The following is a 22031-nucleotide window of genomic DNA, read 5'->3' on the forward strand; positions in this document are numbered from 1 at the left end:
ACCCCTCACACGGCCAGGGCGGCGATCGTCGTCCGCGCCTGGTCGGTGAACTCGCGGACCGCGCCGACCCGTCGTTGCCGGCGCAGGTCCGCGACCAGCGTCCGTAGATCCCCGGCCAAGCGCGGGGTCGGCGCGGCCGTGAGGCAGGCAAGGGCTTCATGGCCGACCGCGGACGCCTGGCGTACGTCGCCCTGCCGCAGGTGCACGGTGGCGAGCTGGCGCAGCCAGATGCCCCTCGTCCGGAAGGCCGAGTACTCACGCAGGTCGAGGCCTGCGCGCAGGAGCCGCTGCGCCTGCGGCAGACGGCCCAGCTCCATCTGGACCGGGCCTGAGATGCCCGTCAGTTCGGTCTCGTCCATGGCATACGCCCATGAAGCGGAGCTCCGCCGGCGGTACGCGGCCGTCCATCGCCCGGATCTCGGTGAGCCGTTCAGTGATGCAGGCCATCCGCTGACGTGGGATCTCCACCGTCCGCCGCGCGTCGCGGTCGCTCAGCAACACCTCGGCCGTACCCAGCCCGGCCACGCTCGAGATCGAGGCGACGGCCAGGAAACCACGCCGGCTGACAGGGGCCAACGGCAGCCCGCCGCCGGCGATCCGAGTGGACTCCAGCAGCGCGCGCAGGGCGTCGTCCGCCATCAGGGCGTCGATCGATGCCCGGAAGTCCGGATCCCGACGGATCCGGTCCCCCATGGCGTCGGCGAGACGGGCGATCTCGTCCCGGCGGCCGGCCCGGGCCGAGATACCGCCCTCGCTACCCCGGCGAGTGGCCTTTGACCCCCGTCAGTCACCCGGGAAGTGGCAGGCCGCCTCTTGGGAGGCGGCGGGCCGCAGCACCGGACGGTCGGTGCGGCAGAGGGGCTGGGCCTTGGGGCAGCGCGGGTGGAAGGTGCAGCCTGCGGGTGGAGCGGCCGGGCTCGGGGGGTCGCCGAGCAGGACGATCCGCTCGCGGCGGCGTTCCGCCGCCGGGTCGGGGAGGGGTACGGCCGACAGGAGGGCGCGGGTGTAGGGGTGTTGGGGGTTCTCGTAGAGGGACTTCTTGTCCCCGATCTCGACGATCCGGCCGAGGTACATGACGGCGACCCGGTCACTGACGCGTTTGACCACGGACAGGTCGTGCGCGATGAACACGTACGCCAGGCCCAGTTCCGCCCGCAGCCGCTCCATCAGGTTGACGATCTGGGCCTGGACGGAGACGTCGAGGGCGGAGACCGGCTCGTCGGCGATGACGAGGCGGGGGCTGGTGGCCAGGGAGCGGGCGATGCCGATGCGCTGGGCCTGGCCGCCGGAGAACTCGTGCGGGTAGCGGTCGATGTGCTCGGGGATCAGGCCGACCAGGTCCATCAGTTCGGCCGCGCGGCGGCGGGCGTCGGCCGCGCTCCAGCCCTGGACGAGGAGCGGGTCGGAGATGATCCGGGCCACGGTCTGGCGCGGGTTGAGGGAGGAGTGCGGGTCCTGGAAGACCATCTGGATGTTCTTGCGCAGCGGGCGCAGGGCGGACGGGGAGAGGCGGCTGATGTCCTTGCCGTCGAAGGTGACCCGGCCCGAGGTGGGCTCCAGGAGGCGTACCAGCATGCGGCCGGTGGTGGACTTCCCGCAGCCCGACTCCCCGACCAGGCCGAGGGTCTGCCCGGCCGCCAGGTCGAAGGAGACCCCGTCCACGGCGCGCACGGGCGCCCCCCGGCGCCCGGTCACGGATCGTCTGCCGGGGAAGGTCATGGTGAGGTCCTGTACGGACAGCAGCGGTGTGGCGGTCTCGGTCATCGGGCCGCCTCCTGGGCGGTTCGGGCTCCGGCGAAGTGGCAGGCGACCGTCCGCTCCGGTCCGTCCCCGTACGCCGCCGGCTCCGGCCGTACGTCGGTGCAGCGCGCGGCCGCCTTGGGACAGCGCGGGGCGAAGGCGCAGCCGGGGGCCGGCGCGAGCAGGGACGGCGGGGAGCCGGGGATGAAGGGCAGCGGTTCGTCGTCGGCGGTGTCGAGGCGGGGCAGCGAGTCGAGCAGGCCCCGGGTGTAGGGGTGGGCGGGGTCTGCGAACAGGGCGTCGACGGGGGCCTGTTCGGCGGCCCGGCCGCCATACATCACCAGCACCTCGTGGGCGACGCGGGCCACGACACCCAGGTCATGGGTGATCATCACGACGCCGAGTCCGCGCTCCTGCTGGAGCCTGGCGATCAGTTCCAGGATCTGCGCCTGCACGGTGACGTCCAGGGCGGTGGTCGGCTCGTCGGCGATCAGCAGGTCGGGCTCGCACGCCAGGGCCATGGCGATCATCGCGCGCTGGCGCATTCCGCCGGAGAACTGGTGCGGGTACTCCCCCGCGCGGCGGGCCGGCTCCGGGATGCCGACCTCGCCGAGCATGTCGACGGCCCGTTTGCGCGCGGCGGACCGCCCGGCCTTGAAGTGCACCCTGACGTGCTCGGCGATCTGCTCGCCGACGGTGTAGTAGGGGTGCAGGCTGGAGAGCGGGTCCTGGAAGATCATGGCCATCCTGCGGCCGCGTACGCGGGACAGCTCCCGCTCGGAGAGACCGGTCAGCTCCCGTCCGGCGAGCGCCACGGAGCCGCTGACCTCCACCGCGCCGCGGTGCAGGCCCATGACGGCGAGCGAGGTGACGGACTTGCCCGAGCCGGACTCGCCGACGATGCCGAGGGTGCGTCCGGCCTCGACGGTGAAGCCGATCGAGTCGACGGCCCGTACGGTGCCGCGTGCGGTGGTGAAGGTGACGCGCAGGTCGCGTACGTCGAGGAGCGGAGCGGCGGCGGTGGCGGCTGTGGTGGCTGTGGTGGCTGCGGTCATCAGTACCTCACCCTCGGGTCGATGACGGCGTACAGGAGGTCGACGAGGAGGTTGGCGACGACGATGAAGAAGGCGGCGAGCAGGGTGACTCCGAGGACCACGGGCTGGTCCGAGTTGACGAGGGCGCCGTAGAACAGCCTCCCGACGCCGGGGAGTCCGAAGATCGACTCGGTGATGACGGCCCCGGCGAGCAGTCCGCCGAGGTCCATGCCGAAGATGGTCAGGATCGGGGTCATCCCGGAGCGCAGTCCGTGTTTGACGACGACCGTCCGCTCGGGCATGCCCTTGGCGCGGGCGGTGCGGATGTAGGGCTCGGCCATCGCCTCGATCATCGAACCCCGGCTCTGGCGCGCGTACATGGCGGCGTACAGCAGCGCGAGCGCGGCCCAGGGCAGGAGCAGGTTCGCGGCCCAGCCGAGCGGGTTGTCGGTGAAGGCCTGGTAGGTGGGGTAGGGCAGCAGGCCGGCGATGCGGATGACCCCGTAGATGAGCATCACGGACGTGAAGTACACGGGCAGCGAGGCCGCGGCGACCGCGCCGACCATCAGGGCCTTGTCGGTGACGGTGTCCTTGCGCAGGGCTGCGGTGACTCCGGCGCCGAGGCCGAGGACCAGCCACAGCGCGGCGGCGCCGAGGGCGAGGGAGGCGGAGACCGGGAGCCGGTCCATGAGCAGGTCCCACACGGGCAGGGAGTTCTCGTAGGAGTAGCCCAGGCAGGGGAAGTCGCAGACGACGGCGTACTGGCCCGAGCCGAGGGTGCGGCCGGTGAAGATGCCGGTCAGGAAGTCGGCGAACTGCCGCCACAGGGGCTGGTCGAGGCCCAGGTACGCCCGTACGTCGGCCAGTCGTTCGGCGCTGCAGGTCTTGCCGCAGGCGGCCGCGGCCGGGTCGGAGGGCAGGACGTAGAAGATGAGGAAGGTGACGGCGGCGATGGCGAGGAGCACGCCGGCGAGGGCGAGCAGCCGGCGGGCGAGGTAGACGATCAACTGCTGCCGCCCCTCGGGTCGAGGATGTCGCGCAGCGCGTCGCCGAGGAGGGTGAAGGCGAGGACGGCGAGGAAGAGGAAGACGCTGGGGATGACGAAGTACATGGGGTCGGTCTCGTAGTAGGCCACGGACTCGGCGATCATCTGGCCCCAAGAGGGCGTGGGCGGGCGGACTCCGACGCCGAGGTAGCTGAGGGCGGCCTCGGTGCTGATCATGCCGGGGATGAGCAGGGTGGTGTAGGCGATGACCGGGCCCGAGACGCCGGGGAGGATGTCGCGGGTCAGGATCCGCCAGGCGCTCGAACCGCCGACGCGGGCGGCGTCGACGTACTCGCGGTGTTTGAGGGAGAGGGTCTGGCCGCGGACCACGCGGGCGACGCCGGGCCAGCCGAAGACGCCGATGACGGAGGTCATGAGGACGATGCGGTTGACGTCCTTGGCCACGGACAGCATCGCGATCATGAAGATGAGCGAGGGGAAGGACATGGTCAGGTCCATGAGCCGGGACAGGACCGCGTCGGTGCGGCCGCCGAAGTAGCCCGCGGCGATGCCGGCGGCGGTGCCGGCGAGGACCACGATGGCGGTGGCGGCGAAGGCGATCAGGAGGGAGACCTGCGCGCCGTGGACCACGCGGGCGAACAGGTCGCGGCCGGTGACGGGTTCGACGCCGAGCCAGTGCTCGGAGCTGATCCCGCCGAGGGCGCCGAGCGGCTGGCCGCCGAGGTAGGGGTCGATGGCGGACTTGTCGAACTCGTTCGGGGACCAGCCGCCGAGCGCGCCCAGCCAGGGGGCGGTCGCGGCCATGAGGACGAAGAGGAGGACGACGCAGAGGCTGACGCGGACGGCGGGGCGGCGGCGCAGTTCCCGCCGGGCGAGCTGCCAGGGGCTGCTGCCGGGCGCCGCCGCGGGCCGGGCTTCGGCGGCGCCGGTAGCCGGGGCGGCGCCGGGGGCCGTTGCCCCGCCGGGTGCCGGGGTGCCGTCAGGGCCGGGGGCTGCCCGGTCGTCGGGGAGCGGGGTGGCGGTCGTCATGGTGTCGGGGGCTCCGTCTTCCTCAGCCCTGGCTCTTCGACGGGTCCTTGAGACCGACCGTTCCGTAGTCGATGGTGCCGGTCCACACCGGGTGGCCGAAGGCGCCGGCGATGTTCGTGCCGACGAGGAGCGGCTTGCGCTCCAGCAGGATCGGGACGTTCGGGGACTTGGCCATCAGGGCCGCGTCGAGGTCGATCCAGGCCTGGTTGGCCTGCTTGGCGTCGGCCATGGCGTTGATCTCGTCGATCCGCTTGATGGTCTCCTCGTCGCGGAACTGGCTGTAGTTGCCCTGGTTGCCCTTGTCCTTGATGGTGCGTCCGTCGAAGACGAAGGGGATCCAGGTGGAGCCGGAGGGGTAGTCGGGGCACCAGCCGGTGAGCGTCATGTCGGGGGTGGTGGAGAGGTCGCCGATGACGTCGTAGTAGGCGCCCGGATCGACGGTGTCGATGACGACCTCGATGCCCGCGCGGGACAGGCCCTGCTGGATGGCCTCGGCCTTGCCCTTGTCGCCGGTGGAGATGGAGAGGGAGACCTTCAGGCTCTCCTTGCCGGCGGCCTTGAGCAGTTCCTTGGCCTTGGCCGGGTCGCCCGCCGGGGGGATCTTCAGGGTGTCGGCCTGCTTGCCGCCGGAGAGGGCCGGGGGCAGGTAGGCGGTGGCGACCTCGTTGAGCGCCGGGCCGCCGCCCGCGGTGACGACGGCCTCCTTGTCGACGGCGTACTGCATGGCCTCGCGGACCTTGGGGTCGTTGAAGGGGGCGCGGGAGTTGTTCAGGTGGAGCATCTCGGTGCAGCCCTGGGACTCGGCGAGCAGCCGGGCCTTGACGTCCGGCTTGGGCAGCACCTTGGGGGCGCTCTCGGGGCGCATGTCGGAGTACTGGACGGCGGAGGCGTCCGCGCCCTCCCCCGCGATGATCCGGTCGTCGATCTGGCCGCCCTTGAGGCCCATGACGACCACGAACTTGTCCGGGTAGGCCTTGCGCACGGTGTCGGTCCTGGGGTCCCAGTGCTCGTTGCGGACGAGGACCAGCTTCTTGTCGCGGTCGTACGACTCGATCTTGTACGGGCCGGAGGAGAACGGGCGGGCGTCGTACTGGGTGCCCTTCTCCTGGGACTGCGGGACGGGCGCGAAGGTCGGCAGGGTCGCGGTCGCGGAGAACTCGGCGACGGGACGCTTGAGTTCGAAGACGACCGTGCGGTCGTCGGGAGTCTTGACGGAGTCCAGGTGCTGGCCCTGGAGCGGGCCCTTGTAGCCCTCGGTCCCGGCCAGGTACTGGGCGGCGTAGTCGGGGCCGCCGGTGAGGTCGGGGGCGAAGGAGCGCTCGACGTTGTACTTGACGTCCTGGGCCTTGATCGGCGAGCCGTCCTCGTACTTCACGCCCTCCTTGAGGGTGAAGGTCCAGGTACGGCCGCCGTTGGAGGGGGTGCCGAGGTCGGTGGCGAGGTCGGGGACCAGTTCGCTGCCGGCCTTGCCGGGCTCGGCCTTGAAGGTGAGGAGCGTGCGGTAGAGCAGCCGGGTGCCGAAGTCCATGGTCGGCATGACCCAGTTGCGGGCGGGGTCGAGGTGGGCGAAGTCCTGGTTGGACAGGACCGTGAGGGTGCCGCCCTTGACCGGGGTGCCGCCGAGGATCTTGCCGTCGTTGGCGGCGGCGGGGTTGGAGGCGCCCGCGCCCGCCGGGCCCTTCTTGGTGCCGGAGCAGCCCGAGGCGCCGAGTGCGAGAGCTGCCACCAGGGCGGTGGCTAGGGCGAGTTGGGTGCGCTTGGTCATGGGTCACTCCAGTGAAGGGCCGCGCTCTAGGATGTGACGGGTAACATAGTAATGTGAAATTGCACTGACAAGGGTTTGGCGCCGCCGTTATCCAGCCGTGTCCAAGTTCCCTGTCCGCACAAGGGCGTTGGGCGGCGGAGCGATCGGTCGGCGCCGCCCCGTCAGTGACGAACCGGCCTCAGGTACGCCCGCCGCACGGCGCTGTGAACGAGCCATCCCGCTGCCGCGCCGACGGCGTACCAGAACAGGTCGGTCAGCATCGCGGCCCCGGCCGCTGCCGTGCGGGTCCATGCGGCAGCGGCGCGGTCGGAGGGCGCGGGGGCGAAGCCCATGGGCTCGGGGCGCGCTCTACAGGCCGGAGCCGAGGCCGCCCGGGGTGCGGCCCACCGGCTCGTCGCGGCCCTGGGCCCACAGGGAGCGGACGTGGCCGAGGTGGCGGAGCATGCACTCCTGCGCCGCCTCGGCGTCCCCGCTCAGCATCAGGTCGAGCAGCTCGATGTGCTCCTGCGCCGAGGAGACCAGCTTGCCGGCCTCGTCCAGGCCGGTCAGGCCGTACAGCCGGGAGCGCTTGCGCAGGTCGCCGACCGTCTCGACGAGCCGGTCGTTGCCGGCGAGCCCGAGGAGCGAGAGGTGGAAGCGGCGGTCCGCCTCCAGATAGCCGATGAGGTTGTGCTCGCGCGCGCTGGTGACGATCTCCTCCGCGATGGGCCGCAGCGCCTCCAGCTGCTCGGCCGTGGCGATCTTCGTGATCCGGCCGATGGTCGGCACCTCGATCATCGTGCGCAGTTCGGTGAACTGGTCCAGGTCGCGCTCGCTGACCTCGGTGATCCGGAACCCCTTGTTGCGGACCGGCTCGACCAGTCCCTCCCGGGCCAGGTCGAGCATGGCCTCGCGCACCGGTGTGGCCGAGACGCCGAGTTCGGCCGCGAGGCCCGGTGCGGAATAGACGCTCCCGGGGCGCAGCTCACCCGCTATCAGAGCGGCTCGCAGGGCATGGCCGACCTGGTCGCGGAGTCGCTCCTGGGCCTTGATGAGACTGTGCTGCTTCAGGTCACCCATTGCTTTTCCTCCGAGCCCCACACACCACCGACGAGCAGAGGAACAGCGTACAATGTCACGTTGCGCTGCTCACACTCCGGCGGCCTCGAACAACGCGACCGCCACAGCGAGATCCTCCCAGGCCATGCCCACGCTCTTGAAGAGCTGTGGACAACTCTGCGGCCCGCCCGCCGGCACGCGTCCGCCGACGAGGTCGGCGAGGGTGCCGGTGATATGACCGGGCCCGATGGCCCCCTCGGCCTCCGGCACCAGCAGGTCCCCCGCCTCCCGCAGGGCGGCCGCCCGCGACTCCACGTACACCGCCGCCCGTCGCACGAGGGCGGTGTCGGTCTCCCGGGCCGTGGGCTCGTGCGAGCCGACGGCGACGACGGTGGCGCCCGGGCCGACGAGGCGCCCGTCGAAAAGGGGTTCCCGGGCCGTGGTGCAGCAGATGACCAGATCGGCGTCCGCCACGTCCTTCGGGGTGCCGGTCCGGGCGTGCGGGCCCAGGGCGCGGGCGTGCGCGGCGAGCCGCTCCGCGCCGCCGGGGTGGCGGGCGACCACCACCACCTGGGCCACCTCCCGTACGGCGAGGGTCGCTTCGAGGTGCCCGTAGGCCTGCGGTCCGGAGCCGAAGAGCACCAGCCGCAGCGGGCGCCCGGCCGGGGCCAGGTGGCGCAGCGCGAGCGCGGAGACCGCCGGGGTGCGCAGGGTGGTCAGCGCCGCGCCGTCGAGCAGGGCCAGGGGGCGCAGGGTGGGCCCGTCCAGCAGGAGGTAGGAGCCGGTGATCCGGGGCAGCCCGCGGGCCGCGTTGCCGGGGGCGACACCGGCGATCTTCACCCCGGCGTACGCGCCGGACGCGGCCGGCATCAGCAGCAGTTCACCACCGCCGGGCACGTCGATCGCGGAGCGCGGCGGGCAGCCCTCCGGATCGAGGCCGCCGAGCAGGGCGGCGGCCAGGGCGTCGGCCGCCGCCGCCGGGGTGATGAGCGCGGACATCACCTCGGCGTTCAGCTGCGGCATCCCCGGAGTCACAGGAGGAACCCGGTGCCGAGCGCGTCGTGCGGGTCCACCACGAAGGCGTGTTCGCCGGTGCGGTAGGCGGCGCCGGTGACCTCGGTGACGCCGCCGTCCAGCGTCCGGCCGGTGAACACCGTGCCCGTGACCGACTCGTGCAGCAGGTCCTCCCCCGGACCCAGCCGCCCGTCCTGCGCGAGCAGCGCGAGCCGCGCCGAGGTGCCGGAGCCGCAGGGCGAGCGGTCGATCTGCCCGTCGGCGAAGACCGTGACGTTGCGCTGGTGCGGCCCGAAGGGGGTGTCGGGCAGCTCCTCGTGGAGGATCACCCCGTAGACCCCGGACAGCAGCGGGCCGCCGGGATGCCAGGTGGCGGGGTGGGTGGCCAGGGCGGCCCGGACCTCCTGTCCGGCCCCTACCAGAGCGGGCAGTGCGGCCCGGGAGACCTCCAGGCCGATGTCCCGGGCGCGGACGGAGGCGTAACAGGCCCCGGCGTGCGCGATGTCCACCTCGGCGAGCCCGAAGGAGGTGGCGACGGGGACCTTGCGGGCGCCCACCCGGGCCGGGACGTTGCGGAAGGTGACCCCGGTCGTGCGGCCCCCGTCCCGGTGCACGGTGGCGGTGACCCGCCCGGACGGTACGTCGATGCGCACCGGGGCGTCCCCGTCGTCCGGGGCGGCGACCCGGCCGGTGTCCACGGCCCAGACCCCGAGGGCCATCGCGCCGTGGCCGCAGGCGGTGGAGTAGCCGTCCTTGTGCCAGAACAGCACGCCGAAGTGGGCGCCGTCGTCGTCGGCCGGGACCACGAAGCCCCCGTACATCCCGGCGTGCCCGCGCGGCTCCTGCACCAGCAGGCGCCGTACGTCGTCCAGCGCGCCCCGGCGCGGGGCGGTCCCCGATCCCCCCGGGCCGATGGCCGTGGCGCAGCGCTCGGCGACGGTGTCGCCGGGGACGGGCGGCACGTCCCCGGCGGTCGCGTCGACGATGCGGAAGGGCTCGCCGGCGGTGTGGTAGTCCACCGTTCGGACGGTGATCACAAGAGGAAGCCTCCGGGGAAGGGGTCGGCCGGGTCGAGGAAGTACTGGGCGGTGCCGGTGATCCAGGCGCGGCCCGTGACGGTGGGGACCACGGCCGGGAGAGCGCCGACGGTGGTCTCCCCGACCAGCCTGCCGGTGAACTCGGTGCCGATGAAGGACTCGTTGACGAAGTCCGCGCCCAGCTCCAGGAGACCGCGGGCGTGCAGCTGGGCCATCCGCGCGCTGGTCCCCGTACCGCAGGGTGAGCGGTCGAACCAGCCGGGGTGGATGGCCATGGCGTGCCGGGAGCGGCGGGCGTCGGAGCCGGAGGCGGCGAGGTAGACGTGCTTGACCCCGGCGATGGAGGGGTTCTCGGGGTGGACGGGCCGGTCGCCGGAGGAGTTGACCGCGTCCATGATCGCGAGCCCGGCGGCCAGCAGGTCCTGCTTGCGGGCGCGGTCGAAGGGCAGGCCGAGATCCTCGAGTTCGACGAAGGCGTAGAAGTTGCCGCCGTAGGCCAAGTCGTAGGTGACCGTGCCGAAGCCGGGAACCTCGGCCTTGAGGTCGAGCCCGACGCAGAAGGAGGGGACGTTGGTGAGGGTGACGGCGGTGGCCGCCCCGTCCTCGACCCGGACGTCCACGCTCACCAGCCCGGCCGGGGTGTCGAGGCGGACGGTGGTGACCGGCTCGACGACGGGCACCATGCCCGTCTCGACCAGGACGGTGGCGACCCCGATCGTGCCGTGCCCGCACATGGGCAGCAGACCCGACACCTCGATGTAGAGCACCCCGAAGTCGGCGTCGGGGCGCGTCGGGGGCTGCAGGATGGCGCCGCTCATCGCGGCGTGCCCGCGCGGCTCGTACATGAGCAGGGTCCGGACGTGGTCCGTGTGCTCGATGAAGTGGAGCCGCTTCTCGGCCATCGTGGCGCCGGGGATCACCCCGACTCCCCCGGTGATGACCCGGGTCGGCATGCCCTCGGTGTGCGAGTCCACCGCGTGGTAGACGTGGCGCGTGCGCATGGAGTCCCCTCCGGACAGGGTTGCAGGGGTAGCGGGTAGTAGGGGTTTTAGTTGAGGCCCTCGGCGAGGGCCTTCTCGGTGGCGGCGCGGACGGCGGCCTCGGTATCGCCCGTGAGCGGGAAGCGGGGCGGGCGGGTGGCGCCGCCGGGGCGGCCCGCCAGGTCCATCGAGAGCTTGATGGCCTGGACGAACTCGGTCTTGGAGTCCCAGCGCAGCAGGGAGTGCAGGGACTTGTAGAGCGGCAGGGCGGTGGCGAGGTCCCCGGCGACGGCGGCCCGGTAGAGGGTGGCGCAGGACTGCGGCAGGGCGTTGGGGTAGCCGGCGATCCAGCCGACGGCGCCCGCGAGGGCGAGTTCGAGCAGTACGTCGTCGGCGCCGATGAGCAGGTCGAGACCCGGGGCGAGCTCGGCGATCTCGTAGGCGCGGCGCACGTCCCCGCTGAACTCCTTCACGGCGACGATGGATCCGTCGGCGTGCAGCCGGGCGAGCAGGGCCGGGACCAGGTCCACCTTGGTGTCGATGGGGTTGTTGTACGCCACGACGGGCAGCCCGGAGCGGGCGACCTCGGCGTAGTGGGCGCGTACGGCGTCCTCGTCGGCCCGGAAGGCGTTGGGGGGCAGGAGGAGTACGGAGCCCGCGCCGGCCTCGGCGGCCTGGTCGGCCCAGCGGCGGGCCTCGGCGCTGCCGTAGGCGGCGACGCCGGGCATGACGCGGTCGCCGTCGCCGGCGGCCTCGACGGCGGTACGCACGACGCGCGCCCGCTCCTCGTCGGTGAGGGTCTGGTACTCCCCGAGGGAGCCGTTGGGGACCACGCCGTCGCAGCCGTTGGCGATCAGCCAGGTCACGTGTTCGGCGTAGGCGTCGTAGTCGACGCTGAGGTCCTCGCGCAGGGGGAGCGCGGTGGCGACCATGATTCCGTGCCAGGGGCGGGTGCGGATGTCGCTGCGCGGCGCGGGGGTCTGCGCGGGGGTGTGCGCGTGGGTCATGTGAGGCTCCCTAGGGTGATGTGTGACATTTTACAGGGGGGTGTGATGCGGCCACAAGGGTCCGGGGGGACCCGATCAGCGGTCGCCGTGGGGAAGTTCGGTCGCGGGAAGGCCGGTCGCGGGACGGTCGGCTCAGGGATGGCCGGCTTCGGGACGGTCGGTCACCGGATGGTCGGCTTCGGGCAGTTCGGGCAGTTCGGCCAGCTGGCGCAGCGGGACCGGGCAGGACAGCGGCCGCCGGTCCGGCGCCGGGTCCTGGCCGGCGAGCGCGGCGACGGCGGGACCGCACATCCGGCCCTGGCACCAGCCCATACCGGCCCGGGTGAGGAGTTTGACGGTACGGGCGTCCCGCGCGCCGAGGTCTTCGGCGGCCTCCCGGATCCGGCCGGCCGGGACCTCCTCGCAGCGGCAGACGACGGCGTCGTCCCGGAGCCAGCCGGTCCAGCCCTCGCCGGGGCGGTGGGCGGCGGCCATCGCGTCGGCGAAGGCGCGCAGCCGGGCGCGGGCGCGGGTGAGCCGGGGGACGCGGCTGCCGCGCGGCGCTCCCTCGTCTGACCCGGCGGGGGCTGCCGGCGCCGGCCTCGGGGTCCCGTGCAACGCGGCCGCGATGGAGTGCGCGGCCAGTTCCCCCTCGATCATGGCCAGTTGGGCCCCGCCGATGCCACCGGTCTCCCCCGCCGACCAGATGCCGGGGACCGAGGTGCGCTGCGCGGCGTCGACCTCCAGGGCGACGGTGCCGTCGGGGCCGAGCCGGGTGGCGCAGCCGAGGCCGGTGGCGAGTTCGAGCTGGGGTACGAGCCCGTGGCCGACGGCGAGGGCGTCGCAGGGGATCCGGCGGGCGGTGCCCGGCAGCGGACGCCAGTTCCGGTCGAGCCGGGCCACGGTGACGGACTCGACCCGGTCGGTGCCGTGGGCCTCGGTGACGGCGTGCCGGGCGAGCAGCCGGACGTGGTGCCGGGCCAGCGCCCCACCGTAGGTGGCGGCTTCGACGAGCTTGCCGGGGTTGCGCAGCAGGGCGGGGAGCCGGCCCGCGTACGCCGTGTACGCGGCGGCCTCCACCACGGCGGGCACGGTGGCTCCGGCGGCGGCGAGGGATCCGGCCACGGCGAGCAGCAGCGGCCCGCTCCCGGCGACGACCACGCGGCGGCCCGGCAGGACCAGCCCGCCCTTGAGCATGGCCTGCGCCCCGCCGGCCCCGACCACCCCGGGCAGGGTCCAGCCGGGGAAGGGCAGTTGCCGCTCGTAGGCGCCGGTGGCGATGAGCACGGCCCGGGCGGTGACGCTCGCGGCCCGCTCCTCGGGCGCGTGGCCCGCGACGGCGTGCAGCGTCCATCCCCCCTCGTGCGGGACCACCGTCCAGACGTGATGGCCCGGGAGGTACGTGATCAGCCCGGCCGACTCGTGGGCGCGCAGGGCGGCTTCGCGGGCCCTGAACTCGGCCCAGCCGTGATGGAGGGCCTCGGGGCGGGCCGCGCCGAGCCCGGGCGCGGGGTGGCGGTAGAACTGCCCGCCCGGGCGGTCTCCCGCATCGAGCACGGTGACCCGCAGGCCGAGCCCGGCGGCGGCAACCGCAGCGGCCAGCCCGGCCGGCCCGGCACCGACAACCGCAAGCTCGGCCCAACCCGACCCGGGCCCGGCCCCGGCGGCGGGCGCGGGCGCGGCGGCGGGGACCGGCAGATCTGCGGGATCCGCGCGGCCCGCGCGAACGGGGGGATCAGACGGCGAGGTCGGCATGGCCGGTTCCCTCCTGGGTGGTGATGGTGTCCCCCGGCGCGGCCGGGACCAGGCAGGCACGCTGGTTCGGGCGGCCGTTGACGGTGACGAGGCAGTCGTAGCAGCTGCCGATCCCGCAGAACGCCCCGCGCGGGGCGCCGCCCTCGCGGGTGGTCCGCCAGGCGAGGATCCCCGCGCCCCAGAGCACGGCGGCGATGGACTGGCCGGGCAGGGCGGGCAGTTCCCGCCCGTCGAAGGTGATCTCGTACGCGGCCGCCGGGGCCCCGCCGACCAGCGAGCGGGGGGTGCGGCTGCGGTTCTGGGCCTTCATCGGGACGCCTCCGCGAATCGGTCGGGGCGGAACGGGTGCACGGGCAGCGGGGGTTCGGCTCCCGTCAGGGCGGCGGCGATCAGCAGGCCGGTGGCGGGGGCCAGGCCGATGCCCGCGCCCTCGTGGCCGCAGGCGTGCAGCAGCCCGGGGCGGCGCGGGTCGGGGCCGATCGCCGGAAGGTGGTCGGGGAGGTAGGGGCGAAAGCCGTGGTAGGCCCGCAGGACCCGGGTGTCGGCCAGGACGGGGAAGAGCGCCGCCGCCTGGGCGGCCAGGCGGCGCAGGGCCTGCGGGGAGAGGGTGCGGTCGAAGCCGACGCGCTCCCGGGTGGCGCCGATCAGGACCGGGCCCGAGGGGGTGCCCTCGACCACCGCCGAGGACTGCAGGGCGGCGGAGCCACTGGCCACGTCGGCGATGTAGTCGGCGGCGTAGACCTTGTGCCGGACCACCCTCGGCAGCGGCTCCGTGACCAGGACGAAGCCGCGGCGCGGGAGGACGGGCAGGGTGACCCCGGCCAGCGAGGCGATGTGGCCGCCCCAGGTGCCGGCCGCGTTCACCACGGCCGGGGCCAGGAGTTCGCGGCGCGGCGTGCTGACCCCGCGTACGGTGCCCCGCTCCAGCAGGACGCCCGTCACCTCCTCGCCCAGGTACAACTCCGCGCCCGAGGCGGCCGCGGCGGCCAGCAACCGGGCCGCCGCCTGGGCCGGCTGGACCTGGGCGTCCTGCGGGTACAGGAAGCCGCCCGCGAGGCCGTGGACCAGATGGGGCTCCAGGGTGCGCAGGTCCTCGTCCCCCGCCTCGACCGCTTCGACCCCGGCCTTGCGCTGGCCTTCCGCGAAGCTCCGCAGCGCCTCCAGCGCAGCCTGGTCGGACGCGACGACGAGGCCGCCCTTGCCCTCGTACTCGATGTCCCGGGGGAGGACCGCGGCGAGTTCGGTCCAGAGCCGGGTGGACAGCAGGGCGAGGTCCAGTTCCGGTCCCGCCTCCTTGTCGGAGACGAGCAGGTTGCCTTCGCCGGCGCCGGTCGTGCCGCCGGCGACGGGGCCGCGGTCGACCACGGCCACGGAGAGTCCGGCGCGGGCCGCGTAGTACGCGCAGGCCGCCCCGACGACGCCAGCGCCGATGATCACGGCGTCCAGGGAGTGTCCGTCCGGGGAGTGTCTCTTGAGCAGCACGGCAGTAATATGTCACATTCTTTTGAGGCTGCCCAGACCGGTCCCGCGCCCTCCGTCGGGCGCGGGACCGGTCCGGTGGCGGTCAGCCGCGGAGGGGACCCTCACAGCTGTAACTCGCGCTTCCCGCGACCTTGTTGCTCCAGATCTCCAGTGGACCGAAGGAACAGTTCATGTCGGCGAGGTTGTTGGAGGCCGCGCCCGCCCGGTCGAGGATGAAGTAGTCGACCGTCTCCGACATGTCCTTGAAGTTCTGGTCGTCGCTGCGCCAGTTCTTCAGGTTCGCGGTGATCCGGCCGGTACAGGTGAAGCGGCGCTTGCCGGGGTCGCCGTTCTCCACGCAGTCCGGGGTGTTGTAGGTGGCCGTGGCGAAGGAGGACTTCACCGACGCCAGCGCCGCGTCGCGCAGCTGGTCGTTCGGGGTGAAGGTGGTGTTGGGCACGAAGAGCTGGTCGACCTTGGCGATCTGCGCGTCCAGGAAGCGGTCGTAGTCGCGCTGGAGGTAGGTGTCCGCCCCCAGCCGGTGGCGCCAGGCGTCGTACGCGGCGACGTCGTTGTCGCGCAGGTGGGTGTACATCTCGCGCAGCAGCGAGGGCTTCTCGGTCCACAGGAACTCGAAGAAGGTGCCGGCGTAGCTGTAGAAGCGGAAGCCGTCGCCGTCGTAGGTGGCGTTCAGCAGCTGCTCCACGCTCATGCGCGGGCCGCCGCCGGCCGTGTCGTTGATGATGCTCTTGACCAGGGACTTGCGGACGGCGATGCCGTTGTCGCGGGTGGCGCCGTCGAAGAACTCGGCCGTGCCCTCGTCCATGGCGGTCGTGCGGTCGCTCTCGTACCAGGGGCCCTCGCCGAAGAAGCCGTGGACGGCGAAGCGGCCGTTGAGGTAGTGCGTGTACTCGTGACGGAAGAGCTCCTCGAGGGTGAGGGAGGAGTCCTGCGGGACGCGGCGCTGGTAGGTGTAGAAGGTGGCGCCGTTCTCGATGTAGATGCCCCCGTTGTTGGTGTCGTAGCCGGTCAGGATCGGGTGGTAGTTCTCGTAGTCGGCGCGGGAGCCGTACAGCACGATGTTCAACGTGGAGTTGGGGTCGCCCGCGAGCGGCTGGTCGGTGCCGAGCACGCGGTGGTACTGGGCCTTGACCTGCTTGCTCGCGTAGTACAGCTGGTCGACGGTGGCCCGGTCCAGGCCCGTGCGGACCTTGATCGCGCCGTTGTCGTAGGTGTAGGTGTAGGGGAAGATCTGCTTCTCGATGTCCTCCTTGCACACCCCGTACGGCTTGCAGGCCTCGTAGAAGTTGAGCCAGGAGACGACCTTGGCCCAGGGCTGGCTGCCGTGGCCGAAGGTGGACCGGGTGGTCTCCAGCAGGGCGCCGAGGTCGGTGACGATCTGCCCCTTGAGGCCGTCGATCTGGCCGAAGCGTCCGTACTCGCCGAGCGCGTCGCGCACCAGCCAGGCGTTGTTCGTGCCCTTGAGGTGGGTGTGGGTCGCGAAGGCCTTGAAGGCGGCGCGGTACGAGGGGTCGGCCGCGACCGCGGCGTGGAAGGCCGTGTCCTCGTTGCCCGGGTAGACGCCCAGGTAGTTGGTGGAGAGCGCGGCGAGGGCGGCGCCGGCCCAGGCGGCGTCGTGGTGGGTGGCCGGGTGGGCCGCGTCCATGGTGGCCAGGACCTTCTTGATGAGGCCGAGCTGGTGCTGGCGCAGGCCGGGGCCGGCGGCGTAGAGGGCCTCGCGCAGGGTGCGGGCGTTGGACGGGGTCACGTCGAAGGTGCGGGCCGCGTTGCCGAAGTCCGCGATGGCCTGGCGTACGGCGTTCACGGTCGGGGCGTCGGTGGTGTCGATCTCGTCGCGCGAGAAGTCGTGGTAGGCGACCGCGTGCAGGTACGTGAACATCTCCTCCAGGTGCGAGGAGTTACGGCCGTCGTGGGCGGCGGCCAGGCTGGATATCCGGCGGGAGACGGCCTGCACGTGCGCGTCCGACATCACCGGGGTCAGGCGGGCGTCCCAGGTCCAGATGAGGCCGCGCAGGCAGCCGTCGGCGAGGACGGCCTGGTCGCCGAGGAAGTCGGCGAACTGCTCCGGGCTGAGGTTCGTGATCCCGTCGAGGGTGCAGGGCACGCCTGCGGCGACGCTCTTCGCGGTCGGCGTCGCCTTGGCCGCCTCGCCGCGCTTCTCGAGGTCTTCGGCGGGCGGGGCGGCGGAGGGCGCCGCGCCGGGGACCTGTCCGGTGAGGGGCTGTCCGGTGAGGGGCTGTCCGCCGGGGGCCGGGGCGGGCGCCGGGGTGTTGTCCCGCGCGTTGGCGAAGCGGTCGACCTCGTCGAAGGGGTTCCCCGTGGGCCCGTGGGCGGCGGCGGCCGGGGCGGCCTGAGCCGGCTGGGCCGCCTGGGCGCCGGTGAATGCGGCCGCGGCGGCGGGCTCGGCGGCCTGCGTGGTGGCCTGCCCCGCGGTGGCGAGGAGCGTCACGGCTACGGCGGAGGCGAGGAGTGAAGAGCGCACGACTCTGTGCTTGAACACCGAGAACTCCTGGTTGGAGAGGTGACGTGGGGGGTGGTGCGACTGGTGAGGTGCCCGTGAAGTGCGGGTGGAAGTGCGGGTGAAGTGCGGCGAACTGCCCTGCGTCACGCGGCGTTTGACGGGGGCTAACGTGCCGCGGTGTGAGCTGTAACATAGTAATGTGAAATTGCACTGACAAGACCTGTGCGCCCATCAGTTCGCGTCTTTCTTGAAGGAGCCCTCGTGACCGACGCCTCCGCCCGCCTCCACACGGGCAGTCATGACCGTCCGGTGTCCCCGGAGTTGTCCCGGTTCATGGCGGACCACTGGGCCGCGTCCCCGCTGTCCGACTCCGCGCGCGTCCCGGGCCACGCCGTCACCCCGGCCCGCCGGGAGCGGCTCTCGGCCCACTTCCCGGGCGAGCGGCTGATCATCCCGGCCGGTGAGCTGAAGGTCCGCTCCCACGACTGCGACTACCGGTTCCGTCCGCACAGCGCGTACGCCTGGCTGACGGGCCTCACCGGCGAGGACCAGGTGGGCCACGTCCTGGTCCTGGAGCCGTCCGGCCCGCACGCCCACGAGGCGGTGCTGTACCTGCGGCCGCGCTCCCCGCGGTCGCAGGAGAACGGGGAGTTCTACCGCGACCGCCGGTACGGGGAGTTCTGGGTGGGCCGCCGGCCCGACCTGGCGGAGGCGGAGCGCCTCACCGGAATCCGCTGCGCCCACCTGGACGGACTCGGGTCACCGGTGGGCCGCAATGCGGCGACCGACACGGAACTGGCCTCCGTGCTGTCGGAGTTGCGTCTGGTGAAGGACGCGTGGGAGGTCGCGCAGCTCCAGCTGGCCGTCGACCACACGACGGCGGGCTTCGAGGACGTCGTACGGGCCCTGCCGCGCGCCCTGGCGCATCCGCGCGGGGAGCGGTGGATCGAGGGGGTCTTCGGCCTGCGCGCACGGGCCGAGGGCAACGGCACCGGCTACGAGACGATCGCGGCGTCGGGCGCCCACGCGTGCACCCTGCACTGGATCCGCAACGACGGCCGGCTGAACGGGGCCGAGCTGCTCCTCCTGGACGCGGGCGTGGAGACCGACACCCTCTACACGGCGGACATCACCCGCACCCTCCCGCTGTCGGGCCGCTTCTCCCCCGTCCAGCGGCAGGTCTACGAACTGGTCCTGGCCGCCCAGGAGGCGGGCATGGCGGCGCTGCGCCCGGGGGCGAGCTTCGGGGACTTCCACCGGGCCGGGATGCGGGTGATCGCGGAGGGCCTGGCGGACTGGGGCGTCCTGAAGGACGCCGAGGGCGACCTGCACCGGCGGTACACGCTGTGCAGCAGCGGCCACATGCTGGGGCTGGACGTGCACGACTGCGGGAAGGCGCGGGCGCAGACGTATCTGGACGGCGTCCTGGAGGAGGGTCAGGTCCTGACGGTGGAGCCGGGCCTGTACCTCCAGCCCGACGACGAGACCCTTCCGGCGGAGCTGCGGGGCATCGGCGTCCGCATCGAGGACGACCTGGTCATCACGGCGGACGGCGCACGCCTGATGTCGGGCGCGCTGCCGCGCACGGTCGCCGGGATCGAGGAGTGGATGGGCCGCCTGCTGGAGGGCTGACGGGTGCCCCGGCGGCATCCCGCCGGGGTGCTCCGCGCCTTGGCCCGGCCACCGGACAGGACCTAGTGCTGTGGCCGGAAAGGTTCACCGGGTCACAGCACTAGCCGGCCGCCGCCACCATGTCGACCACTAGGTCCACCCGGGTCCGGTGTTCCTGCGGGCGCAGTCGGCTGCCCTCGGTGAGTGTGGCCAGGCCGTGCAGGGCGCTCCAGACCACCTCGGTCAGCGCCTCCGTGTCGCAGCCGCGGGCCGCGGCCAACGGTTCCACCGTGGCGAAGAGTTCACCGAAGGCCGCCCTCAGCGGAGCCGGCGAGGCCTCGCCACCGAATTCGACGTCGATGTCGTGCACGAACATGGCGGCGTAGACCGCGGGCCGGGTCCTGGCGAAATCCAGATAGGCGTCGGCCAGGGCACGCAGCGCCGCACCCGGCGCGGGGTGGGAGGTGCGCGCCTCGCGCAGGGCGGCGGCGAGCTCGTCGAAACCATCGAGGGCGACGGCCGCCACGATCGCGCTCTTGCCTTTGAAGTGGGAGTAGAGGACGGGCTGGCTGTACTCGACGCGTTCGGAGAGCCGGCGTGTGGTGACCGCGCCCCAGCCCTCCGCCTCGGCGAGCTCGCGCGCCGCCGTGACGATCAATCGGTGCCGGTCCGCTCGTTCGCGCTCTCGGCGCTGCTGTACTCCCATACCCCGGATTCTAGCATCGCTAGACATTCGATTGGCGCTAGGGCTAGCATCACTTCCATCACTAGCAGCGCTAGGGACGCGGCGCGGACCCGCTGGGCTCCGCTTTCCCATGGGGGGATTCCATGAACAGGCGTCACATCACCACCGCCCTTGCCGTACTGACCGGCGCGGCGGTGCTGTTCTTCGGGCTCAACTTCCTGCTGAACCCCGGCGGCGCTCCCGCCGGATTCGGTATCGCCCCCTGGCCTCAGGGCCATGCCGACGGCTACTTCGTCGTGAAGGGCGTGCGCGACATCGCCGTGGCGTCGACCGTGTTCCTGCTCCTTGCCCTCGGGCAGCGGCGGATCCTCGGCTGGGTGGTGCTCATCAACGCCGTCATCCCGCTCGGTGACGCGCTCGCGGTCCTCACCCATGGCGGCACCGTCACCACAGCGCTGAGCGTTCACGTCTCGGCGGCCGCCGTCGTCGTCCTCACCGCCGTCATGCTGCTGACCGAGGGCGGCACGCTCACGACACCGCAGCGGGAAACGGCGCCCTCCGCCTGATCCGCCGGACAGCGCCGGGCGATCACCACTCCTGCCTTCCCGGTCCGGGGCCTCTCGCTAGTCGACGCGGGGGGCCTTGAGCCGGGCCGTGAGCTCCTCGACGAAGACCTCCAGGTGGGGCGGGAGGGGTCCGGTCCGGGTGGCGCAGAACCAGGTGCGGGTCAGCGGCTTCGCGCCGATGCGTACGAGGGCGAGGTCGTGCGAGGCCACGTACGGGGCGGCCACCCAGTTGGGCAGCACCGTCACGCCCTGGCCGCCCGCCACCATCTCGACCACCAGATCGGTCACCACCGGCATGGTGGTGATCCGGGCCGGGCGGGCCCCGACGGGGATCGGCAGCGGCATCGACGGGATGCGCTTCTGGTCGTAGAAGTCGTAGAGGACCAGGTCGGCGCCGTCGAAGTCACGGGCGGTCAGGTGCGCACGCGCAGCCCACGGATGGCCGGTGGGCACGACGGCCATCATCTCGTCCTCGAACAGCCGGGTCAGCGACACCCGGTCCATCTGCAGGTCCGGCTTGGTGACCAGCGCGACGTCCACCACGTCGGCGAGCAGCGCCGGGATCGGCGCGTCGTCGGGGACGGTCTCGATGCGCACGTCGATGTCCGGCTCGCGCGCGCGGAAGGCGCGGAGCACGGGCGGCAGCCACGGGAAGGTGGTACTGCACTGCGCGGTGAAGCGGACCCGGCGGTCGCGCCCGTCGCGGATCTCCCGCAGGTCCCGTGAGGCCGACTCCAGTTCACCGAGCACCTGGCGGGCCGCGACGAGCAGCCGGCGGCCGGCGGCGTTGGGGACCAGGCGGCGGCCCTTGCGGTCGAAGAGGGCCATGCCCAGGCGTGCCTCCAGCCGGGTGAGCCGCTGGCTGAGAGCCGGCTGGCTCACGTAGAGCCGCTCGGCGGCCGCGGTCAGCGAGCCGGCCTCGGCGGTGGCGTGCAGGAGCTCCAGGTCACGCAGATCCACATCCATAACGCCGGATTATGACATGCTCCAATTTCCGTCGTGGTGTTATGGGTTGAGTGTTCGTAGGTTTCTGGTGTCAGCCGGACGAACCAAGCCACCACGAAAGGCCACGCACCATGACCGACACCGCCACCACCGCCGCTACGGCTACTGCTCTTGTCACCGGCTCCTCCAGCGGCATCGGCCTGGACATCGCCCGCGCCTTCCTGGCGAGCGGCGCCAATGTCGTTCTCAACGGCCGGGACGCCGAGCGCCTCGCCAAGGCCGCGGCCGGCCTCGGCCACCCGGAGCGAACCGCGTGGGTCGCGGGCGCCATCGCCGAGCCGGCGACCGGTGAGGCCCTCGTCCGTACCGCGCTCGACCGCTTCGGCGGCATCGACGTCCTCGTCAACAACGCCGGCACCTTCGCCCCCAAGCCCTTCACCGAGGTCACCGAGGACGAGCTCGACGGCTTCCTGACGGGCAACCTCAAGGGCACCTACCTCACCACCCAGGCCGTGGTACGGGCGCTGCGCGCGCAGGGCCGGGGCGGCAGCATCGTCAATATCGGCACCGTTCTGGTGGACCACGCGCTGGCGGGCTTCCCGTCCTCCGCGCCGGTGGTCAGCAAGGCCGGTGTGCACGCGCTGACGACCAGCCTGGCCGCCGAGCTCGCCGCCGACGGCATCCGCGTCAACCTCGTGTCGCCCGGCATCATCCGCACCCCGCTGCACGCGGGCTCCGACGTGGACTCCTTCGGCGGGCTCGCCCTGCTGAACCGGGTCGGCGAGGTCTCGGAGATCTCCGAGGCGGTGCTGTACCTCGCGGGCGCCACGTTCGTCACCGGCCACGCCCTGCGGGTGGACGGCGGCCACGTCACCGGCCGCGCCTGAGCCGCCGCGC

At 72.8% G+C, this 22031-nt stretch carries 20 protein-coding genes; 3 read left to right on the forward strand and 17 right to left on the reverse strand.

Translation table 11 applies throughout. The features are described 5' to 3' along the window. Positions 1-5 precede the first annotated feature (5 nt). The 15 genes from ACZ4TV_RS00570 to ACZ4TV_RS00640 all read right to left on the reverse strand — a co-directional run bounded on the left by ACZ4TV_RS00570 (position 6) and on the right by ACZ4TV_RS00640 (position 17366). Positions 6-359, reverse strand: coding sequence for a hypothetical protein (locus ACZ4TV_RS00570; protein ID WP_468129164.1), 354 nt, complete (start codon positions 357-359; stop codon positions 6-8). Between the two features lie 424 nt (positions 360-783). Beyond that, positions 784-1764: an ABC transporter ATP-binding protein gene (locus tag ACZ4TV_RS00575; protein ID WP_468129166.1), complete on the reverse strand. Its 981-nt coding sequence runs from the start codon at positions 1762-1764 to the stop codon at positions 784-786. Beyond that, positions 1761-2795, reverse strand: a complete 1035-nt coding sequence (locus ACZ4TV_RS00580) for an ABC transporter ATP-binding protein (RefSeq protein ID WP_468129168.1) — start codon at positions 2793-2795, stop codon at positions 1761-1763. Before ACZ4TV_RS00580 ends, ACZ4TV_RS00575 begins: the two co-directional genes overlap by 4 nt. Next, positions 2795-3781: an ABC transporter permease gene (locus ACZ4TV_RS00585; protein ID WP_468129170.1), complete on the reverse strand. Its 987-nt coding sequence runs from the start codon at positions 3779-3781 to the stop codon at positions 2795-2797. Before ACZ4TV_RS00585 ends, ACZ4TV_RS00580 begins: the two co-directional genes overlap by 1 nt. After that, a complete protein-coding gene (locus tag ACZ4TV_RS00590; RefSeq protein WP_468129172.1) occupies positions 3778-4809 on the reverse strand; it encodes an ABC transporter permease in 1032 nt (343 codons plus the stop codon). Before ACZ4TV_RS00590 ends, ACZ4TV_RS00585 begins: the two co-directional genes overlap by 4 nt. A gap of 22 nt (positions 4810-4831) precedes the next feature. Then, the gene (locus ACZ4TV_RS00595; RefSeq protein WP_468129174.1) at positions 4832-6574 is read right to left on the reverse strand and encodes an ABC transporter substrate-binding protein; all 1743 of its coding nucleotides are present in this window, start codon (positions 6572-6574) and stop codon (positions 4832-4834) included. A 348-nt stretch (positions 6575-6922) separates the two neighbouring features. Continuing rightward, positions 6923-7633, reverse strand: coding sequence for a GntR family transcriptional regulator (locus ACZ4TV_RS00600; protein ID WP_468129176.1), 711 nt, complete (start codon positions 7631-7633; stop codon positions 6923-6925). 69 nt (positions 7634-7702) lie between these two features. Next, positions 7703-8635, reverse strand: a complete 933-nt coding sequence (locus ACZ4TV_RS00605; protein WP_468129178.1) for an ornithine cyclodeaminase family protein — start codon at positions 8633-8635, stop codon at positions 7703-7705. An 8-nt stretch (positions 8636-8643) separates the two neighbouring features. Beyond that, positions 8644-9663 carry a proline racemase family protein gene (locus ACZ4TV_RS00610; protein ID WP_468129180.1) on the reverse strand — a complete coding sequence of 340 codons (1020 nt, stop codon included), beginning with the start codon at positions 9661-9663 and terminating at the stop codon, positions 8644-8646. Then, on the reverse strand, positions 9660-10664 hold the full coding sequence (locus ACZ4TV_RS00615) for a proline racemase family protein (protein WP_468129182.1): 1005 nt from the start codon (positions 10662-10664) through the stop codon (positions 9660-9662). Before ACZ4TV_RS00615 ends, ACZ4TV_RS00610 begins: the two co-directional genes overlap by 4 nt. A gap of 47 nt (positions 10665-10711) precedes the next feature. Beyond that, positions 10712-11650 carry a dihydrodipicolinate synthase family protein gene (locus ACZ4TV_RS00620; protein WP_468129184.1) on the reverse strand — a complete coding sequence of 313 codons (939 nt, stop codon included), beginning with the start codon at positions 11648-11650 and terminating at the stop codon, positions 10712-10714. 132 nt (positions 11651-11782) lie between these two features. After that, positions 11783-13384, reverse strand: a complete 1602-nt coding sequence (locus ACZ4TV_RS00625; protein ID WP_468129186.1) for an FAD/NAD(P)-dependent oxidoreductase — start codon at positions 13382-13384, stop codon at positions 11783-11785. Next, on the reverse strand, positions 13365-13694 hold the full coding sequence (locus tag ACZ4TV_RS00630) for a (2Fe-2S)-binding protein (protein WP_468129188.1): 330 nt from the start codon (positions 13692-13694) through the stop codon (positions 13365-13367). Before ACZ4TV_RS00630 ends, ACZ4TV_RS00625 begins: the two co-directional genes overlap by 20 nt. Continuing rightward, positions 13691-14863 carry an NAD(P)/FAD-dependent oxidoreductase gene (locus ACZ4TV_RS00635; protein ID WP_468129885.1) on the reverse strand — a complete coding sequence of 391 codons (1173 nt, stop codon included), beginning with the start codon at positions 14861-14863 and terminating at the stop codon, positions 13691-13693. Before ACZ4TV_RS00635 ends, ACZ4TV_RS00630 begins: the two co-directional genes overlap by 4 nt. An 85-nt stretch (positions 14864-14948) precedes the next feature. Beyond that, entirely contained in the window at positions 14949-17366 is a 2418-nt protein-coding gene (locus ACZ4TV_RS00640; protein ID WP_468129190.1) for a collagenase, read from the reverse strand. A gap of 222 nt (positions 17367-17588) precedes the next feature. Here ACZ4TV_RS00640 and ACZ4TV_RS00645 point away from each other — a divergent pair, with 222 nt between their 5' ends. Beyond that, the gene (locus ACZ4TV_RS00645) at positions 17589-18959 is read left to right on the forward strand and encodes an aminopeptidase P family protein (protein ID WP_468129192.1); all 1371 of its coding nucleotides are present in this window, start codon (positions 17589-17591) and stop codon (positions 18957-18959) included. A 100-nt stretch (positions 18960-19059) separates the two neighbouring features. Here the strand turns inward: ACZ4TV_RS00645 and ACZ4TV_RS00650 are convergent, their stop codons facing one another. Further along, positions 19060-19644, reverse strand: a complete 585-nt coding sequence (locus ACZ4TV_RS00650) for a TetR/AcrR family transcriptional regulator (protein WP_468129194.1) — start codon at positions 19642-19644, stop codon at positions 19060-19062. A gap of 122 nt (positions 19645-19766) precedes the next feature. Here ACZ4TV_RS00650 and ACZ4TV_RS00655 point away from each other — a divergent pair, with 122 nt between their 5' ends. Beyond that, positions 19767-20189, forward strand: a complete 423-nt coding sequence (locus ACZ4TV_RS00655; RefSeq protein WP_468129196.1) for a DUF4267 domain-containing protein — start codon at positions 19767-19769, stop codon at positions 20187-20189. A 57-nt stretch (positions 20190-20246) separates the two neighbouring features. On the opposite strand, the gene ACZ4TV_RS00660 is transcribed toward ACZ4TV_RS00655, so the two are convergent. After that, positions 20247-21155 carry a LysR family transcriptional regulator gene (locus tag ACZ4TV_RS00660; RefSeq protein ID WP_468129198.1) on the reverse strand — a complete coding sequence of 303 codons (909 nt, stop codon included), beginning with the start codon at positions 21153-21155 and terminating at the stop codon, positions 20247-20249. Positions 21156-21265: 110 nt separating this feature from the next. Between ACZ4TV_RS00660 and ACZ4TV_RS00665 the strand changes: the two genes are divergently transcribed. Beyond that, positions 21266-22021 (forward strand): SDR family NAD(P)-dependent oxidoreductase, encoded by a 756-nt coding sequence (locus ACZ4TV_RS00665; RefSeq protein WP_468129200.1) that lies wholly within the window; start codon positions 21266-21268, stop codon positions 22019-22021. Positions 22022-22031 lie beyond the last annotated feature (10 nt).

The sequence above is a fragment of the Streptomyces sp. NPDC028910 genome (assembly GCF_055564955.1).

Excerpts from the sequence above, each read along its gene's own strand:
- ACZ4TV_RS00580 (WP_468129168.1), bottom strand. The coding sequence starts at position 2,795 with ATGACCGCAGCCACCACAGCCACCACAGCCGCCACCGCCGCCGCTCCG.
- ACZ4TV_RS00660 (WP_468129198.1), bottom strand. The coding sequence starts at position 21,155 with ATGGATGTGGATCTGCGTGACCTGGAGCTCCTGCACGCCACCGCCGAG.
- ACZ4TV_RS00615 (WP_468129182.1), bottom strand. The coding sequence starts at position 10,664 with ATGCGCACGCGCCACGTCTACCACGCGGTGGACTCGCACACCGAGGGC.
- ACZ4TV_RS00630 (WP_468129188.1), bottom strand. The coding sequence starts at position 13,694 with ATGAAGGCCCAGAACCGCAGCCGCACCCCCCGCTCGCTGGTCGGCGGG.
- ACZ4TV_RS00600 (WP_468129176.1), bottom strand. The coding sequence starts at position 7,633 with ATGGGTGACCTGAAGCAGCACAGTCTCATCAAGGCCCAGGAGCGACTC.
- ACZ4TV_RS00625 (WP_468129186.1), bottom strand. The coding sequence starts at position 13,384 with ATGCCGACCTCGCCGTCTGATCCCCCCGTTCGCGCGGGCCGCGCGGAT.
- ACZ4TV_RS00575 (WP_468129166.1), bottom strand. The coding sequence starts at position 1,764 with ATGACCGAGACCGCCACACCGCTGCTGTCCGTACAGGACCTCACCATG.
- ACZ4TV_RS00665 (WP_468129200.1), top strand. The coding sequence starts at position 21,266 with ATGACCGACACCGCCACCACCGCCGCTACGGCTACTGCTCTTGTCACC.
- ACZ4TV_RS00605 (WP_468129178.1), bottom strand. The coding sequence starts at position 8,635 with ATGCCGCAGCTGAACGCCGAGGTGATGTCCGCGCTCATCACCCCGGCG.
- ACZ4TV_RS00650 (WP_468129194.1), bottom strand. The coding sequence starts at position 19,644 with ATGGGAGTACAGCAGCGCCGAGAGCGCGAACGAGCGGACCGGCACCGA.
- ACZ4TV_RS00655 (WP_468129196.1), top strand. The coding sequence starts at position 19,767 with ATGAACAGGCGTCACATCACCACCGCCCTTGCCGTACTGACCGGCGCG.
- ACZ4TV_RS00570 (WP_468129164.1), bottom strand. The coding sequence starts at position 359 with ATGGACGAGACCGAACTGACGGGCATCTCAGGCCCGGTCCAGATGGAG.
- ACZ4TV_RS00595 (WP_468129174.1), bottom strand. The coding sequence starts at position 6,574 with ATGACCAAGCGCACCCAACTCGCCCTAGCCACCGCCCTGGTGGCAGCT.
- ACZ4TV_RS00620 (WP_468129184.1), bottom strand. The coding sequence starts at position 11,650 with ATGACCCACGCGCACACCCCCGCGCAGACCCCCGCGCCGCGCAGCGAC.
- ACZ4TV_RS00590 (WP_468129172.1), bottom strand. The coding sequence starts at position 4,809 with ATGACGACCGCCACCCCGCTCCCCGACGACCGGGCAGCCCCCGGCCCT.